Source organism: Brevibacillus sp. RS1.1, from assembly GCF_013284365.1.
Lineage (GTDB): Bacteria > Bacillota > Bacilli > Brevibacillales > Brevibacillaceae > Brevibacillus > Brevibacillus brevis_D.
Map to the genome: position 1 here is coordinate 34488 of NZ_JABSVA010000014.1, position 15989 is coordinate 50476.

Genomic DNA, 15989 nt, shown 5'->3' on the forward strand with positions numbered 1-15989 from the left:
GTTGATCGAGCAGAAAGCAATGTTTTTTATTTGATAACCAAATGATGGCGAACCGCATAAGCAGCGAGCTGGACGCGATTAGCCAATTGCAGCTTCTCGAGAATGTTTTTCAGGTGGTTTTTCACAGTGTTTTCTGCGATGATCAGCGCTTCGCTTATTTCCCGATTCGTTTTTCCGGCTCCCACATACATGACGATCTCTCGCTCTCGCGGGGTCAGAACAGCTGGTACCATTTCATCCGTCGCCTCTTCTTGACGGAAGCGGTACATGAGCCGGGTTGCCATTTCGCGGGTCAACTCACTGTCCTCGCCGAGCAAGGCATGCAAGTAGTTAATCCAGTCGTCAGGCTCTAAATTTTTCAGCAAGTAACCTTGGGCACCGAATTGAATGGCCGTGATCAGGTCAGCAACGTCATCGGAGACGCTGAGAATGACGACCTTGATGTGCGGGTATGCTTTCTTGACTTCGCGGGTCGCTTCGAGTCCGCTCCATTTCGGCATGTTGATGTCCATGAGCACAAGGTCCGGTTGTATTTGTCCGCATAAGAGAAAGGCTTCCTCGCCATTTTGTGCTTCTCCGATGACTTCAAAAGAGGGATCGGGATCAAGCAGGCTGCGAATGGCCATACGAGCCATCGGGTGGTCGTCGGCGATCAATACACGGTAAGCGTTCATAGTGTTTTTCCTCCTGAATGAGAAGATAAGCGGATGATCGTACCGCCTGCCGGTCGTAACTGAATGTCGATGGATGCGTTCAACTGGCGTGCTCGCTCGCGCATCATGGACAGACCGTATTTTTTCGTATCGGGAGAAGGGTTAGAAATCCCAATGCCATCGTCCTCAACCGAGAGAACCCAGCCAGTTGGTTCAGCTGTCGTGAGGTGAATCCACGAATGCTTAGCCTGAGAATGCTTGCGAATGTTTGCAAAAGCTTCCTGGATGATCCCGAACAGTTGCACCTCTGCGGTGGGAGTAAAAAAGCCGTCTTTGACATGTAATTCGCTTGCAACGTCGATTCCAGATAAAGCGCTCCATTGCGCCAGCCATTTCTCAAGGCGCTGATCCAGACTGCCTTCTTCTGGCAATGAGCGCAAGTTAAAGATGGCTTGCCGCACATGATTGTCGATGGCAGATACAGCGATCCGTGCATCGTCCAAGTGTCCCTGCTTCAGCTTTACGTTGAGGAAGAACAGAGATTGGGCAATCCCGTCGTGTAATTCGCGGGCAAGGCGTTCCCGCTCTTCATAAACAGCGCGACGAGCTTGTTCCTCGATAATTCGTGCATTCATTTGTTTAAGGGTGTGAAACATCCAGGTAGCGAATAAAAAAGAGAGAAGGAGCGTCAAGAGGGTAATGTACACATTTCCGGCTTCCATAGACATATAGGGCAGCAGAAAGTCGTGACGGATGAATTCAAAACCCCCGATGATGATGGTTGGAATCAAAAAGGTCAACCAATAAAAAATCCGATAGGACATGCAGATGCCTCCTAGCATGACTGTTGGCAAACATTCCTTTAGTATACCGAATGGGACGAGCGGATGGTATACTCAGGTGAGAAAAGGTGGAGAGCAGGAGGGAATATCATGAGCACGATTGCGAAAGCATTGACGATAGCGGGTTCAGATAGCGGTGGGGGAGCTGGGATTCAGGCAGATCTGAAAACCTTTCATCAACACGGTGTGTACGGAATGAGTGCGATCACAGCAATCACTGCACAAAATACATTGGGCGTAGCAGGTGTGTATCCATTGCCGACAGAGGCAGTTGCCCAGCAAATGCATGAGGTGCTGCGTGATCTTGGCGCTGACGCGGCGAAAACGGGCATGCTGTTCAACGCTGATATCATTCGTGCTGTTGCGGAAGAGCTCAAAGCATTTGGCCTGAAAAAGCTGGTGGTAGACCCGGTGATGATCGCCAAGGGAGGGTCAAAGCTCCTGCTGGATGAGGCGATCGTTGCATTGAAAACAGAGTTGTTGCCGCTGGCGGAAGTCGTCACACCAAACTTGCCGGAAGCAGAATGCTTGACTGGCATGAGAATCGAGACGACAGACGAGATGCGCGAAGCGGCAAAAGCGATACATGCGTTAGGCGCCCGCAATGTCCTGATGAAGGGTGGACATATGCAAGGGGACGTTGTCGTTGATATTTTATTCGATGGTACCGCCTTCCATGAAATATCCCATGAGCGTATTCATACACGCCATACGCACGGCACAGGTTGTACGTTCTCAGCGGCTCTTACAGCAGAGTTAGCCAAAAATACACCGCTCATCACTGCGGTTGAAAAAGCAAATCGCTTTATCTTCGAAGCTATTAAGACTGCTCCGCAATTGGGTGGCGGGCATGGGCCGACCAATCACTGGGCGGTTGTAGATTGATTTGACGTATCAAAAAATGAATGCCCCACAGCGATGCCGTACAAACAATCGCTGATGGGGCATTTTTTATTTAACTCTTACAGAAAAAGTACCTTGAAGTCGTTCAGGATAGCTGGACAGAGGAAAGGAATAAGAAGTAGGCGTACCTTTGTTTGTTTTTCGCTTGAATAGCATGGAATATTCTTGAATGGATTCATCATCTGTGGAGGAGGAGATTTCTTGCACAGAACCATATTCATTTCCTAGGTCGTCAGTTAGCTCATACCCTAAGGAGATATAAGAGTGTTTATCTTGTGGCGGAACCTTCAAGGAAAAGTCCATGCCAACGACATCATCAACTTGACGCAGTGCCATTAATGTTAGTCGATCATTCGGCACTTTTGTTAATGTGCCTGCCTTCGCGTCGATTACGATTTGCAATTTATCTTTGTCTATGGCACGAATACCATCGGCTTTGAGAATAAGCTTTTCGGGCTCAACGAAATAAATACTTTCCAGATGGTATACTCTCCCATTCTCACCGTTGTCCCGAACAGGAACGCCATTTCCCCAAAAAGCAAATGTTTCTCCTTTTTCATCTTCGAGCCTCAGCTTATCAAAAGCAAATATGTGCTTGTGGTTAGCTGGATCAAAGCGAATGCTCACTTCAGTCTGAGTAGGAAAGACTGCGATTTGTTCAATCGTGAAGCGTTGATCGTCGATCATGACTTCCTTCATCACGGGGTACACTTTTTTGTCAAAGGTCTTAAATTTGTTTTTATCTACAGCAAAGTCGATCAAGAGAGGAGTCTGTTGTTCGAGATTATTGATTGCAAGTGAGACTTTTGCAGTCATTGCATCGGGTATTTCAGTGGCTTCATTGATGACAATATCAATACGATCCTGAATCACAGGCTCTTCTCTCCCCATGCTTGACCAAGATACACCATGCTCCCATTCCTTTCCCGTTTGGTCTAATAACTCGATCTTGTGCAGGGCTACTTCTTTATCAGTAAATGGGTGCTTTATAGTATAGAAGAGAACCATCCGTTTATCGTCGGCCAAAACTTGATCGATGGTAAACGTCACATCTTCTACTGAACCACTGGCGCCAATATTTTGGACAAGATTATGTTCTGCTGCCTTTTGTAAGCCTTTGTCATCCCGAAGAAACTCAACGATTTTCTCCATCCCAGGAATCGAGCTGACATAGGCGGCAACAGCAGGTGAAAGTCGAACGGAAAAAATAAACACGAAAAGGAACAAACAAGCAACCAGACTAGACCCCACGCGTATCCACCGATTGCGGCTCCGATTTTGACGCAACTCTTTTGCTTGTTCCATTCCTCTGCGAATGTATTGATCAATCTCAGCGGGAACCATGAATGGACTCGCATTGGTTTTATCATTTTCACTCATAAAGCTCACCAGCCTTTCCCGAGATCTTTGCGAAGAGCACCTAGAGCCTTGTGCAGCCATGTTTTGATGGTGCCTTCCGGATGACCGAGTACCTCTGCAATATCGCGTATCGTCCGATCTTCAAAATATTTCAACATAATGATGTGGCGATAATTTGGACGGAGACGAGCGAGAGCCTCTTCGATTTGAATACGCTCGACATTTTGGTCGTCCATGGGGAGACTTGCACGACTTTCGACGTCATCTTCCATCGGACTCAAGATAATCCGTTTTCGATGCTTTTGCTCATCCAGACAAATATGAATAAGGATGCGGGTCAGCCATGTACGAAAATACGCAGTCTGTTTCAATCGTGCAAGCTTGAGATAGGAACGGCACGTCGCTTCCTGAATGGCCTCTAATGCATCTGTCTCGTTACGAAGAAAGGCGTAGGCGATTTTATACAGTTGATCCTTATGAAGGCTGACGAGTTGAAAAAAGGCATCATCATCCCCATTTTTTGCGCGCGAAACGAGCTGTTCCAGATTCACTTTTTCCCCCTCCTCTACCATTAGACGGTGCAGGGGCAAAAACGGTTTTCCTAAAATGTCAGCAACTTTCTTTTGTTTGAACCAATCCCCCGTCCACTGCTTACTGTAAAAGAAAGAAGTGTGTAAGGATGGGGTGCAGGTGTATGTGGATCAAATGGGTTACGATTCATGAATCGTATGGCCTCCCACGGATTGCTCAGGAATGTCGGCGTTATTTAGAAATGAAAGGAATTCGAGTCAGGCTTTTGTCCAAACAGACCAAAAAAGCAGGACATGTCTATACATTGCAAGTGCCGCTAGCTCAACAGGAGCAAGCAAAGGTGCTGCTACGCGATTTTAAAAACACCCTGAAATAACGGGGCACAGCCATACTTCTCCTTACGTCCAGTCGAATGGCACGGGCATACTAGGTGAGGGAGGGATGAAGGCATGGGAACGACCCTTTTGGAAAGACCTGAAAAGACGGAGCAAAAAGGCAGCAAGCTGTTTGTTCCGGATTATATTTTCGTGGAGCCACATGCATTGAATTATCCACTTGGGAAAGAACTGTATCAACGTTTTCAAGCAGAAGGGATTCCGATGCAGATGACGACCAGTCATAATCAGGTTCGTGGCATCCCTGGGGATACAGAAGTGGAGAAATATCGCAATGCGAAGCGGACGTTGGTCATTGGTGTACGCAAAACATTGAAGTTCGAGACTTCCAAGCCTTCCGCCGAATATGCCATTCCACTGGCTACGGGATGTGCTGCCCACTGTCATTATTGCTATTTGAACACCAATATCGGGACAAAGCCGTATGTTCGAGTGTACGTCAATACAGATGAAATTCTGGCGCAGGCTGAGAAGTATATCCAGGAACGCCCGGGTGAGATCACTCGTTTTGAGGCAGCCTGTACATCCGATCCGGTTAGCATTGAGCATCTAACGGGCAATTTGAAACGAGCGATTGAGTTTATGGGCCAGCAGGAGTTTGGGCGGTTGCGCTTCGTGACCAAGTTTCACCACGTGGATTCCTTGCTGGATGCCAAGCACAACAAGCATACCCGGTTTCGCTTCAGCATGAATGCCGACTATGTCATCAAAAATTTTGAGCCAGGTACCTCCAGCTTTCATCAGCGACTAGAGGCTGCAGGGAAGGTAGCCAAGGCCGGTTATCCGCTCGGCTTTATTTTAGCGCCTTTATATTGGTTTGAGGGATGGGAAGCAGGGTATACCGATTTACTGGAAAGACTGCGTTCGCAGTTGGTTCCCGAAGCGATGGAGGATTTGACGTTCGAGCTGATCCAGCACCGCTTTACCAAGATTGCTAAAAGCTTGATCCTCCAGCGCTATCCGAAAACGAAGCTTGAGATGAAGGAAGAAGAGCGCAAGTACAAATGGGGGAAATACGGGAAAGGGAAGTACGTCTATCCCGACATCCAAGCAAAGGCTTTGCAGGCCCATTTGGAAAGTGAAATTGCCCGACTGTTTCCACAGGCTCGCGTTGAATATTTTACGTAAGAACCAGACTGCTCTTGATGAAGAGCAGTTTTTCTTTTAGAAAGAGGAGTACCAAATGATACCAAACGACACAATGCGAATGTTTTCGACAAACGCTTACATACGTGCTAGAATATGGAGTGCTCTCATTTTCTTGAAAAGGATCGAAGCATACATGAAGTCCATATTGATTACCGTTGAGGGACCTATTGGTATTGGGAAAACCTCTTTATCGCGGGAACTAAGCCGTGCCTGCAACTTGCAGCTACTGGAAGAGATCGTGTACGAAAACCCATTCCTGGGTAAATTTTATGAAAATATTGCCGAATGGAGCTTTCAACTCGAAATGTTTTTCCTCTGCAATCGTTACAAGCAGTTGCAGGATATACATTCACAGTTCCTGAATCAAGGTATCTCCGTTGTTTCTGATTACAATATTTTCAAAAATACGATTTTTGCCAAACGGACGTTACAAGGAAATAACCTACCAAAGTACCTTAAAATTTATGATATCCTAACAGAGGATTTGCCTCAGGCCCATTTAGTGATCTACATGACAGCTTCGATTGAAACCGTGATGAAGCGGATTGCGATGCGCGATCGCGAAATGGAGCGCAGCATGGATGTCACCTATATGGAGAACCTGATTGCGGATTACAACGAGTTTATGGACGCGTTTGAAAAGCATCATCCGGATACTCCTGTCATCAAATTCGATTGTGACGATTTGGATTTCGTACATAGACCAGAAGATTTGAAGTATGTACTGGATCGAATTGCATCACGGATTCAAGCGCTGATGGGACAAGAAGGATAGGAAACAAGGGAAAAGTAAGCATGGGGATAAGGAGTTGCGTACATGTCGAGGTTTCAAAACAGCACGCTTCGTGAAAAATACGGGATACCAAACAACGCAGTGATTACGATCGGCGGGACAGTAGGGGTAGGAAAATCCACCTTTACACATGCCTTGGCAGATCAGCTCGGATTTCGTGTATCTGTAGAGAAGGTTGACAATAACCCGTATTTGGGCCGTTACTATAATGATTTATCGCGTTGGGGTTTCCATTTGCAAATATTCTTTTTGGCGGAACGCTTCAAGGAACAAAAACGGATGTTTGATTATGGCGGCGGTTTTGTCCAAGATCGCTCCATCTATGAGGATACCGGGATTTTTGCCCGTATGCTGTACGAGCAAGGCAACATGACAGAAGAAGATTACCGCACTTATACAGAGCTTTTTGAAGCGATGGTCATGACGCCTTACTTCCCGCATCCAGATATTTTGATCTACTTAGAGGGAAGCTTCGATGATATTATTGGTCGCGTAAAAGAGCGCGGGCGTCCGATGGAGCAACAAACGCCGGTGGATTACTGGCAAGATTTGTTTAGCCGCTATGATAGCTGGATTGCTTCCTTTACTTCCTGTCCGATTTTGCGGGTCAATATTAACGAATACGACGTTGTGGATGACCCATCTTCGGTAGAGAGCATTATTGCGCGGGCTGCTGAAAAAATTCGGCTTGGACGAGCTACCCGCTTTTCATCATAAAGATCCTATGCCATAACAGAGCACCCCTGCATTTTGCCAGTAAAAGGCGGAAGCAGGGGTGCTTTGCTTTTATTTGTAGCGATATCCTTCTAAGAGAAGGGTCATCGCTGCTGAAATTTCCTCAAGGGACTTCTCATGATCAGGCGTCTCCGAAATCCAGAGCACAGCTTCGTTCATCGCACCAGACAGCAAATGCGTCAGAGCATCGATCGAAACGGGACGTAGGTACCCTTGCTCCTGCATCGTTTGAAGCTGCTCTCTGAGATGCCGCATGGAGTTTTCCTCGTCCATTCGGCGCCACTTTTCCCACCCGATGACAGAAGGGCCATCGATAAGCAAAATCCGCTTGTTCCGTTGTTCGACGGCCGAGGAGACAAAGGCCAAGCAACCCAAGATCAATTGTTGCCAAGGCTCCTCACTTTTCGCAGCTTCCGCTTCTACGCGCTCTCCGATTTCTTGTTGGACAGAAGCCAGTACTGCCTCAAATAATCCTTCTTTGCTCCCAAAGTTATGGTACAGTGCGCCACGGGTCACCCCGGCTTGCTTCACGATGTCTTCCATGGCCGCATCCGCGTAGCCTTTTTTGGAGAACATCTCTCTTGCCACTTCGATCAGCTTTTGCATCGTCTGCTGTTTTTGCTCGGCTTTGGACATCTTCATGGGATACGATCTCCTTACTTATTTCATGCCAGATTAGACAGGGTCAACATAACTGTCAGCAAATGCTTCGGAAGGCGGGATTACCTTTATGATATCAAGTAAAATGCCATTCGGATCGAATGTAATAAAATGCCGCTGACCAAAATCCTCATCTCGAATGTCGAGATGGAGAGGAAGACCTGCTTTCACAATAAGCCTCTCGTATTCAGCGTCAACATCATCGACTTCGAAATTAAGGATAAGACCACCGTCTACAGGCTTTCGGAATCCTTGTGGAATTGTGTCATGAGAAGGATTTAAGATGGCGAGCTCAAAAGCTGGAGTGCTACTCTGATTCTGCATGCTCACATACCAGTCTGCTTCGAAAACAATATCAAATCCAAAGTGCTCTCGATAAAACTTCGAGCTAGTCTCAACTTGTTCTGTCAAGATGACAGGATAAAAGCTGTTCACTTTCATTCTGGGTCTCTCCCTCACGATTGGATGAGGTTAATTTAACATACATACAGTATGTATGTAAAGTGATTTCGCTTTTTTCAACAAAGAGTTTCCTACACTTTGCCACACGCAAATCGGCTACGGATAAACCCCGCTGTGGTATAATAAGAACATCTTGGAATTAAAGGGGCTCAGACATGGCTGAAGAATGGTTTGAACGCAGCTTTCGCGAAGATTATGTGCTTGTGTATCGTCATAGGGACGATTCGGCCGCAGATGGAGAGATCGCTAATCTGTTGGAAAGATTGCCGGTAAAGGACACAGGACGCGTACTTGATCTTTGCTGCGGGAGCGGGCGTCATTCGCGTGCGCTGGCTCGCCGGGGGTATGAAGTAGTTGGTGTGGATTTGTCGCCTGTTCTTTTACAGTTGGCTGAGGAACAAAACACCTATCCACAGCTAAGTTTTGCCCGCTGTGATATGCGCGACATTCCGTTTCACGAAGAATTTGATATCGTGGTGAATTTGTTTACCAGCTTTGGGTATTTCTCCACAGATGAAGAAAATGCTAACGTTATTCGCAACATGGCACAAGCACTCAAAACAAAAGGTGAAGTGGTCATCGACTTCTTAAATGCAGCGTACGTCATCGATAACCTCGTGCCGCACTCTACCAAGGAAGTCAGTGGGATGTTGATTAAAGAAGAACGCTGGGTCCAAGATGGATTTGTGAAAAAGCGGATACTGATTTCCGACGAGTCATCGAATGAACCGCGTGAGTATATGGAGCAGGTTCGCTTGTTTTCTGCCGAGCAAATGATTGCGATGCTAACAGAAGCGGGATTCGAAAAAATCCAAGTATTTGGAAACTATCTGTTTGAAGAATATGTAGCGCATGAATCACCTCGTATGATTTTTTATGCCGTGAAGCAATAGGGTGCGGATAACCTGTACGTCTCGTGAATATGATGGTGTAACAACCATTTATCGGGTAAAAGGGGGCATTGCTACAATGAGCAAGCTGTCTTTGGAACAGGTCAAATTGTATCTGAGCAAGGTACCTGGCTGGAAGCTGGTAGAAGACCGAATGGCGTTATCACGCACGTACCACTGTCGTGACTTTTCCACTGCAATCAGTTTCGTCAACCGTGTGGCAGAGATGCTTGAGCATGACAATCAGCACGTGGAAATTCATCTGGTAGGTGGCACAGTCACGTTTACGTTAGCCACCCGCGAGGCAAAAGGTTTAACCGGCAAAGATTTTGCATTAGCCCAGACGATTAGCAAAGTAAGCTGACAGGCAAAAGAGAAATAGCCGCTTCCCACAGCGAAGCGGTGTTTCTTTTTGGCTTTTTAAGTGTTACTTTGTTATGATGGGCAGTATGAACCATTTCGGAGGGATTACAAGATGGACATTCAACAACATGAGCAATTGATTCAAGTGTTGGCGGAGTATAAGAATCAAAAGGCTTCCGTGACTTTTACCCAATGGGATACCGATAGGGAAGAAGAGGAAGAGGTAACCCAATTTCAAGCTCAGCTTCTGGAAACCAAGCTGACTGACAATGAATTTGAAGAAAAAGATCTCCTGCTCTTGTTTACGACAGAAGAGGGCGAAGAAATGGAAATCCTGATGGAGATTCCGGGTGATGAAGTAGATTTGGCAAGCTATGAGGAAGGCCATTTGCGAATTTTTGGAACAGAAGCGGAGATTGTTTTGCAAAAATGAAAACGAAACGAGCTTTTCGTTATGTAGGCACGCCTGATCCCATGTCTGATAAAGAGGCGTACCACTGCGAAAAATATATAAAGAAACACAAGCATTCCTTGGTGAGAGCAGGACAATATTTGGTTGATGTATCAGCCCTCCATGCTTTGTTTCACTTGGACTGTTGGAATTGCAGGACCGTTCATCGTGAAACCTGCTGTGAGGGTGGACAACCTTACGCTGTAGAAGAATGGCAGATTCCCATCATGGAGGGGGAAATCCCCTCTATCTCTGCTGGACTAAAGGATGAGGCTGAACGGAATCAGTGGCTTCTTCATGGGGTTTGGGATCGCAATGAGCCTCGAGGAACCATTCGCATGCGACATGGCAATTGTCTTTTTTATCAAGAAAACAATGGGCGTTACGGCTGTGCGATCCATGCTTATGCGGAACAGGCTGGTCGTGAAGTTGAGCCGCTCAAGCCATATAGCTGTCAACTGTATCCAATCGACTTGATTGATACAGGGGAAGGGATCCTGCTAACTGCGGTTACTAACGAAACGTCATCCTTTTCCAGATGGGGTACAGATTATTTGGAGCAGTTTTACTGTGCCAGTCCGGCCCGCCGAAAGCTTGCTACGCATATAGACGACAAGCTGTTTGCACTAGACGGCTATCGGCCAGCCTATGAGTGGAATCTGCCTTTGTTACGTTATATTTTGCAAGATGAGGCAGAGAGAATCGAAGGCATACTTGGGAGCAGCTATCAATTGGAACGTTGAATGCCTTGTGATATGATGATGTATGCATCAAGTAGATTGATAAAGGAGCAACAGCGATGAACGTCAAGACAACTCAAGAATCTCGTACAATTCAGGCATCACTGGTTCAGCCATCTGATACGAATTACCATGGTACTATTTTTGGTGGTACGATGATGGCTTATATAGATGAGGTAGCTGCGATCGCTGCGATGCGACATTCGCGTCGCCCTGTTGTGACAGCATCGATTGACTCGATTGATTTTCTTGCTCCCGTCAAAATGGGACATTCCATTTGCCTCGAAGCATTTGTTTCGTCAACGGGCAAAACGTCCATGGAGATTTTCGTCAAAGTCGTCTCGGAAAATCTCCAGACCGGCAAGCGTATTTTGACCGCGACATCTTTTCTCACCTTTGTTGCCTTAGATGAGGAAGGGAATCCGACTGAGGTGCCAGCTATTGTCCCTGAAACAGAGGAAGAAGAGCGATTGATGGCCACTGCGGACGAGCGGAAGAAAATGCGCAAAGAACGAAAAGGGAATCTGCAAGATTTTGTGAGCCAATTGAACATCGAGAAAAGCATATAATTTTTTTAGTCTTCACCCTGAGCGAACATTCGTTCAGGGAATTCTCGTTTATTTATGAGGAGGAGGAATCGGGCAATGAAGTACCGCAGATTAGGAAAAACGGATCTGAACGTATCCGTAATCGGTGTAGGTACCTGGCAATTTGGCGGGGAGTGGGGACTGGATTTCTCCCAAGAAGCTGTTGACCAGATTCTCGACAAAGCAAAAGATCTCGGCATCAACTTGATTGATACAGCGGAATGCTACGGAGATCATCTGTCCGAACAGCTTATCGGGGGATATTTGAAAAAAAACCGCCGGGAAGACTGGATTGTGGCGACGAAATTCGGGCATCATTTTCACGACAAATTTTCTCGAACCAATCATTATGGAGCGGCTGAAGTTCAGCAGCAATTGGAAAAATCGCTACAAGCTTTACAGACCGACTATATTGACTTGTACCAATTCCACTCGGGACCTGACGAAGCATTTGACAATGATGACTTGTGGACCTACCTCGACAAGCAGGTGCAGGCAGGAACGATCCGCCATCTCGGCCTCTCGATTGCGAAAAATGATAACATGCATCAAACATCTGCTGCTACTTCGGTAAATGCAAAAGCCATCCAGGTAGTTTACAATCGTCTGGATCAAAAGCCGGAAGAAGGTGTATTTGCTTCTTGCCAGCAGCAAGACCTGGGTGTATTGGCTCGCGTTCCGTTGGCGAGTGGTTATTTGAGCGGAAAGTATAAGCCGGGTTCTGTATTCGCTGGAAACGATGTGCGACATCGACACGATCAGGAGCATGTCAACAAGCTGTTGCTCCAAGTAGAAGAAATCAAGAAAAATGAAGTTCCAGAAGGAATGGATATGGCGCAGTGGGCACTGGCGTGGTGCCTCAAGCATCCGGCTGTCACGACCGTGATCCCAGGTAGCAAAAGCCCAGCGCAGGTAGAGGCAAATGCCAAAGCGGCTGACTATGTGAGCGATGAGCATCCACAAGCGATGTCGAAATAAAAAGGATACGTGCCATGACAACTTCCAAAAAAACGGTTAGAACTTGCGCGAATGGTCATTCATACAGGAAAAGCACGGATTGTCCGACTTGTCCAATCTGTGAGAAGGAACGCCAACCGGACACTGGCTTTCTTTCTTTGCTCTCGGCACCAGCGAGAAGAGCATTGGAACACAATGGGCTCACGTCTTTAGAACAGCTCGCAAGCTACAGTGAAAAGGAGATCCTGAAATTTCATGGGATGGGGCCAGCATCTATGCCGAAACTTCGGACTGCATTGAAGGAAAAGGGATTGTCATTCAAGAACGAATGAGTAAGGCACATCGAATAAAAAAAGGAGGAGCCGCGAGAGACAGCGACTTCTCCTTTTTCTTTTAATCCAAAAAGCGGGATCTGATCTGCGGGGTAGGAAGCATGCATTGCTCTGCTTTACCCATCCACCGATAGCGATTTCTCGCGACCCAATCATAAATCGGATTGCGGACAGGCCTTGGGATGAGCCGAGCTACATTTGATAGCAGAGGCCATCCACCTTGAAGCTTGCGACCAACGTGCAAGATCGCATCCGATTTTGTATATAGCTGTCCGTTGGCGATAAAGACCACGGATGACATGTCTTTTTCCTGATAGTTGTAATGAGACAAAATTTCCTGCGCTCTCTGTGACTGCAAGGAAGCAAAATGAATGTGTCCATGCGGATCACGCTTCAAAATAAACTGCACAGCACCGTGGCACAGATGACAAACCCCATCAAACAGTAACAGGTACGCAGGATGGTCCACTTCTCTGCCTGCTTTCATGAGACAGCCCTCCATACTTCAAGTGGTTTGGTCGAAATGCTTATCCTTAGCTCCATCATAACAGAGAAAAACAATGGTTCCTATACATGAACGATTATTCCTTCACAAACGCGAGTGTCCCTTGGTGGATCAACTCTTCTGCCTTGACGAGGTCAGGGTGCATTTCGCGGTCTTCATGCAGGCGGGGAATCACCCGGCGCAACTGCTCATAGGCTCTTGCTGTACCTGTTCCGAGATCTCCCGAACCAAAATCGATAGCTTGAGCTGCTGCCAAATATTCGATAGCAAGCACCTTGGTGACGTTTGATACGATCGTGCGAAGCTTGCGAGCAGAAGTCGTACCCATGCTGACATGGTCCTCCTGATTGGCAGATGACGGGATCGAATCGACTGATGCCGGATGGCAGAGCACTTTGTTTTCAGAAACAATGGAAGCGGCAACATATTGCGTAATCATAAATCCAGAATGGAGTCCGCCATTTTCGGTTAAGAATCCGGGAAGGCCACTTAGCTGTGGATTGACGAGACGTTCTGTGCGTCTTTCGGAAATATTTGCCAGCTCAGCCATCGCAATGGCAAGAAAATCAGCTGCGAATGCCATTGGCTGACCGTGGAAATTCCCGCCGGAGATGACATCGCCTGTTTCTGTGAAAAGAATAGGGTTATCGGTAACGCTATTGCATTCGCGTGTAACCGTAGTCCATACATACTCAAGCGTATCACGAGTTGCACCGTGCACTTGCGGGAGGCAACGAAGGCTGTATGGATCTTGGACGCGTAGCTCACCCTGTCCAGTAGTTCGTTTGCTGCCGGATAAGTGCTGGAGCAAACGCTTTGCTGATTCCTGCTGTCCTGGATGCGGGCGGACGAGATGGAGCTGGGGATCGAAGGCTTTTGGAATTCCACGCAGCGCTTCAATCGTCATCGCCGCAATCAATTCCGCGCTTTCAAGTAGAACTCGCGAATCATACAAGGCGAGGCAAAGCTGTGCGGTCATTGCCTGTGTACCGTTAATCAGAGCCAGACCTTCTTTTGCCTCGAGTCGAATAGGGGAGAGGCCCACTTCGCTCAGTGCATCTTTACCGGATAGCCGCTTGCCATTGACGAGCGCTTCACCTTTGCCGAGCATGACCAGTACCATATGAGCAAGAGGTGCCAGGTCGCCGCTTGCACCAAGGGAACCTTGTTGAGGAATAATCGGATGAACCCCGCGATTGCATAGTTCTACTAGCTGAAGCAATGTTTCTTCCCGAATTCCCGAATACCCCTTTGCCAACGCATTGATGCGCAATGCCATCATCGCACGGACAACTTCAACGGCATAAGGGTCGCCCATCCCGCAGGCATGACTCATAATTAAATTTTCTTGCAGCTTGCTTACGTCCTCATCGTGGATCATGACATCGGAAAATTTTCCGAAGCCAGTAGTGATTCCGTATACGACTTCCTGCTGTGATACCATTCTCTCCACCATGGCACGTGAAGCACGAACACGATGCAATGCTTCTTCAGTTAATTGGATGTGGGTGGCGCTTCTTGCAATGGAAACAACATCTTCGATACGCAATTGATCCCCATCTACTTTTACAACGTTTACTTGCTGATTCATCTGTAATTTCCTCCTTTAGCAGAGCAGAGAACGAAAAGAGCGAGGGGTTAGGATACTATCTCCTAACCCCTCGCTCGAGAGCATGTATGTGATTGGATAAAAACGTGTAAGCCTGCATTCGTCGCGGCATACGTTCTTCCTCACTTTCGTTCATGTGCAACTGTCTGATTATTTTAGCTATTGCTATCATTGTATCAAATGCCTACGTGCAGTCAAGATGATCTTGTCACGGCGGCTTCCCTAGAGAGTAAAAAACGGGCTTAGTCCAATTTTTTAAACTGGGCGAGAGTCGTCTCTTGAGTTGGATAAATGTCATACCATGTACTGTGTTAGTTCATCCGAAAGGACGTGTAGAATTCCGTGGAAAAGCGACGTAAGATGCCGCCTATGCCTACCGCACTCCCAAGGCGTCCTAAAGAAATGCCGAAACCGCCTTCTTCAGCGATGCCATTACCGTCTCCATCGATGCCGTCACCTATGAAGCCTTCTCCTGAAAAGCCCAAGTCGGAAAGTCCAATCAATCCGAATCATTCTATTCCTGCGCGCCCAATGCCGCAAAAACCGATCATGCCTGCTCCCAATCTGGCTAACCCAAACGTACCAAACGTGATGCCGCCAAATCGGATACCAGCGAATCCGATGCCACCTAATAAACCGTCCAATCCAATGCCACCAAATCTCAAACCGAATCCAATGCCCATGCCACCGAACCGGATTCCGGCAAATCCGATGCCTAACGCTTCACCAAATGTAAGGCCAAATGAGAGCCCAAACATGAGGCCAAATGTCAGACCCAATGTGCGACCAAATGAGAGTCCAAACATGCGGCCAAATGTGCGACCGAATGAGAGTCCAAACATGAGACCAAATGTCAGACCGAACGTAAGGCCAAACGAAAGTCCAAACATGAGACCAAATGTCGGACCGAATGTAAGACCGAATGTACGACCAAATGTCAGACCGAATGTGCGGCCGAATGAAAGTCCAAATATGATGCCAAATCTAAGACCGAATATCAGACCGAATGTAAGGCCAAATGCTCGACCGAATGAAAACATAGGAAGGGAGCTGGAGTTGTACCTGTTCAAATT

General features: G+C 47.1%; 22 protein-coding genes. 12 read left to right on the forward strand and 10 right to left on the reverse strand.

From position 1 onward, the window contains the following. Nucleotides 1-26 precede the first annotated feature (26 nt). Together HP570_RS26650 and HP570_RS26655 are read right to left on the reverse strand one after the other, a co-directional pair. Nucleotides 27-674: a response regulator gene (locus HP570_RS26650; RefSeq protein WP_012685827.1), complete on the reverse strand. Its 648-nt coding sequence runs from the start codon at nt 672-674 to the stop codon at nt 27-29. Continuing rightward, nucleotides 671-1477: a sensor histidine kinase gene (locus HP570_RS26655; RefSeq protein ID WP_173627712.1), complete on the reverse strand. Its 807-nt coding sequence runs from the start codon at nt 1475-1477 to the stop codon at nt 671-673. Before HP570_RS26655 ends, HP570_RS26650 begins: the two co-directional genes overlap by 4 nt. A gap of 108 nt (nt 1478-1585) precedes the next feature. Between HP570_RS26655 and thiD the strand changes: the two genes are divergently transcribed. After that, nucleotides 1586-2380, forward strand: coding sequence for a bifunctional hydroxymethylpyrimidine kinase/phosphomethylpyrimidine kinase (gene thiD / locus HP570_RS26660; protein WP_064199742.1), 795 nt, complete (start codon nt 1586-1588; stop codon nt 2378-2380). 66 nt (nt 2381-2446) lie between these two features. Here thiD and HP570_RS26665 read toward each other — a convergent pair whose 3' ends face one another. Continuing rightward, nucleotides 2447-3778, reverse strand: a complete 1332-nt coding sequence (locus tag HP570_RS26665; protein ID WP_173627713.1) for a DUF4179 domain-containing protein — start codon at nt 3776-3778, stop codon at nt 2447-2449. A gap of 5 nt (nt 3779-3783) precedes the next feature. Then, the gene (locus HP570_RS26670) at nt 3784-4329 is read right to left on the reverse strand and encodes a sigma-70 family RNA polymerase sigma factor (RefSeq protein ID WP_173627742.1); all 546 of its coding nucleotides are present in this window, start codon (nt 4327-4329) and stop codon (nt 3784-3786) included. Nucleotides 4330-4436: 107 nt separating this feature from the next. On the opposite strand from HP570_RS26670, the gene HP570_RS26675 reads away from it, so the two are divergent. From HP570_RS26675 to HP570_RS26690, 4 genes are all read left to right on the forward strand, one after another. Beyond that, nucleotides 4437-4664, forward strand: coding sequence for a hypothetical protein (locus tag HP570_RS26675; RefSeq protein WP_012685832.1), 228 nt, complete (start codon nt 4437-4439; stop codon nt 4662-4664). A gap of 73 nt (nt 4665-4737) precedes the next feature. Next, on the forward strand, nt 4738-5811 hold the full coding sequence (splB, locus tag HP570_RS26680) for a spore photoproduct lyase (RefSeq protein ID WP_012685833.1): 1074 nt from the start codon (nt 4738-4740) through the stop codon (nt 5809-5811). Nucleotides 5812-5965: 154 nt separating this feature from the next. Next, nucleotides 5966-6607, forward strand: a complete 642-nt coding sequence (locus tag HP570_RS26685; protein ID WP_173627714.1) for a deoxynucleoside kinase — start codon at nt 5966-5968, stop codon at nt 6605-6607. A 42-nt stretch (nt 6608-6649) separates the two neighbouring features. Then, nucleotides 6650-7342, forward strand: coding sequence for a deoxynucleoside kinase (locus tag HP570_RS26690; RefSeq protein WP_012685835.1), 693 nt, complete (start codon nt 6650-6652; stop codon nt 7340-7342). Nucleotides 7343-7411: 69 nt separating this feature from the next. Here HP570_RS26690 and HP570_RS26695 read toward each other — a convergent pair whose 3' ends face one another. After that, complete coding sequence (locus HP570_RS26695; RefSeq protein WP_173627715.1) at nt 7412-8002, reverse strand: TetR/AcrR family transcriptional regulator; 591 nt, start codon at nt 8000-8002, stop codon at nt 7412-7414. Between the two features lie 33 nt (nt 8003-8035). Beyond that, entirely contained in the window at nt 8036-8461 is a 426-nt protein-coding gene (locus HP570_RS26700; RefSeq protein WP_173627716.1) for a VOC family protein, read from the reverse strand. 176 nt (nt 8462-8637) lie between these two features. Between HP570_RS26700 and HP570_RS26705 the strand changes: the two genes are divergently transcribed. The 7 genes from HP570_RS26705 (at nt 8638) to HP570_RS26735 (ending at nt 12802) form a co-directional block, all read left to right on the forward strand. Further along, the gene (locus HP570_RS26705) at nt 8638-9375 is read left to right on the forward strand and encodes a class I SAM-dependent methyltransferase (protein ID WP_064199748.1); all 738 of its coding nucleotides are present in this window, start codon (nt 8638-8640) and stop codon (nt 9373-9375) included. Between the two features lie 76 nt (nt 9376-9451). Continuing rightward, on the forward strand, nt 9452-9736 hold the full coding sequence (locus HP570_RS26710; RefSeq protein ID WP_173627717.1) for a 4a-hydroxytetrahydrobiopterin dehydratase: 285 nt from the start codon (nt 9452-9454) through the stop codon (nt 9734-9736). Between the two features lie 111 nt (nt 9737-9847). After that, complete coding sequence (locus tag HP570_RS26715; RefSeq protein WP_173627718.1) at nt 9848-10168, forward strand: hypothetical protein; 321 nt, start codon at nt 9848-9850, stop codon at nt 10166-10168. Next, nucleotides 10165-10929: a DUF3109 family protein gene (locus HP570_RS26720; protein ID WP_173627719.1), complete on the forward strand. Its 765-nt coding sequence runs from the start codon at nt 10165-10167 to the stop codon at nt 10927-10929. The genes HP570_RS26715 and HP570_RS26720 overlap by 4 nt, the downstream gene beginning before the upstream one ends. Nucleotides 10930-10985: 56 nt before the next feature. Next, nucleotides 10986-11495, forward strand: a complete 510-nt coding sequence (locus HP570_RS26725) for an acyl-CoA thioesterase (protein ID WP_012685841.1) — start codon at nt 10986-10988, stop codon at nt 11493-11495. A 75-nt stretch (nt 11496-11570) separates the two neighbouring features. Beyond that, nucleotides 11571-12491 carry an aldo/keto reductase gene (locus HP570_RS26730; protein WP_173604376.1) on the forward strand — a complete coding sequence of 307 codons (921 nt, stop codon included), beginning with the start codon at nt 11571-11573 and terminating at the stop codon, nt 12489-12491. A gap of 14 nt (nt 12492-12505) precedes the next feature. Then, nucleotides 12506-12802: an RNA polymerase alpha subunit C-terminal domain-containing protein gene (locus tag HP570_RS26735; RefSeq protein ID WP_173627720.1), complete on the forward strand. Its 297-nt coding sequence runs from the start codon at nt 12506-12508 to the stop codon at nt 12800-12802. 61 nt (nt 12803-12863) lie between these two features. Here HP570_RS26735 and HP570_RS26740 read toward each other — a convergent pair whose 3' ends face one another. The 4 genes from HP570_RS26740 to HP570_RS26755 form a co-directional block, all read right to left on the reverse strand. Then, nucleotides 12864-13304 (reverse strand): thiol-disulfide oxidoreductase DCC family protein, encoded by a 441-nt coding sequence (locus HP570_RS26740; protein ID WP_173627721.1) that lies wholly within the window; start codon nt 13302-13304, stop codon nt 12864-12866. 79 nt (nt 13305-13383) lie between these two features. Continuing rightward, entirely contained in the window at nt 13384-14898 is a 1515-nt protein-coding gene (hutH, locus tag HP570_RS26745; RefSeq protein WP_173627722.1) for a histidine ammonia-lyase, read from the reverse strand. A gap of 329 nt (nt 14899-15227) precedes the next feature. Beyond that, entirely contained in the window at nt 15228-15419 is a 192-nt protein-coding gene (locus HP570_RS26750) for a hypothetical protein (protein ID WP_173620847.1), read from the reverse strand. A 6-nt stretch (nt 15420-15425) separates the two neighbouring features. After that, nucleotides 15426-15986: a hypothetical protein gene (locus HP570_RS26755; RefSeq protein ID WP_254495492.1), complete on the reverse strand. Its 561-nt coding sequence runs from the start codon at nt 15984-15986 to the stop codon at nt 15426-15428. Between the last annotated feature and the right edge of the window lie 3 nt (nt 15987-15989).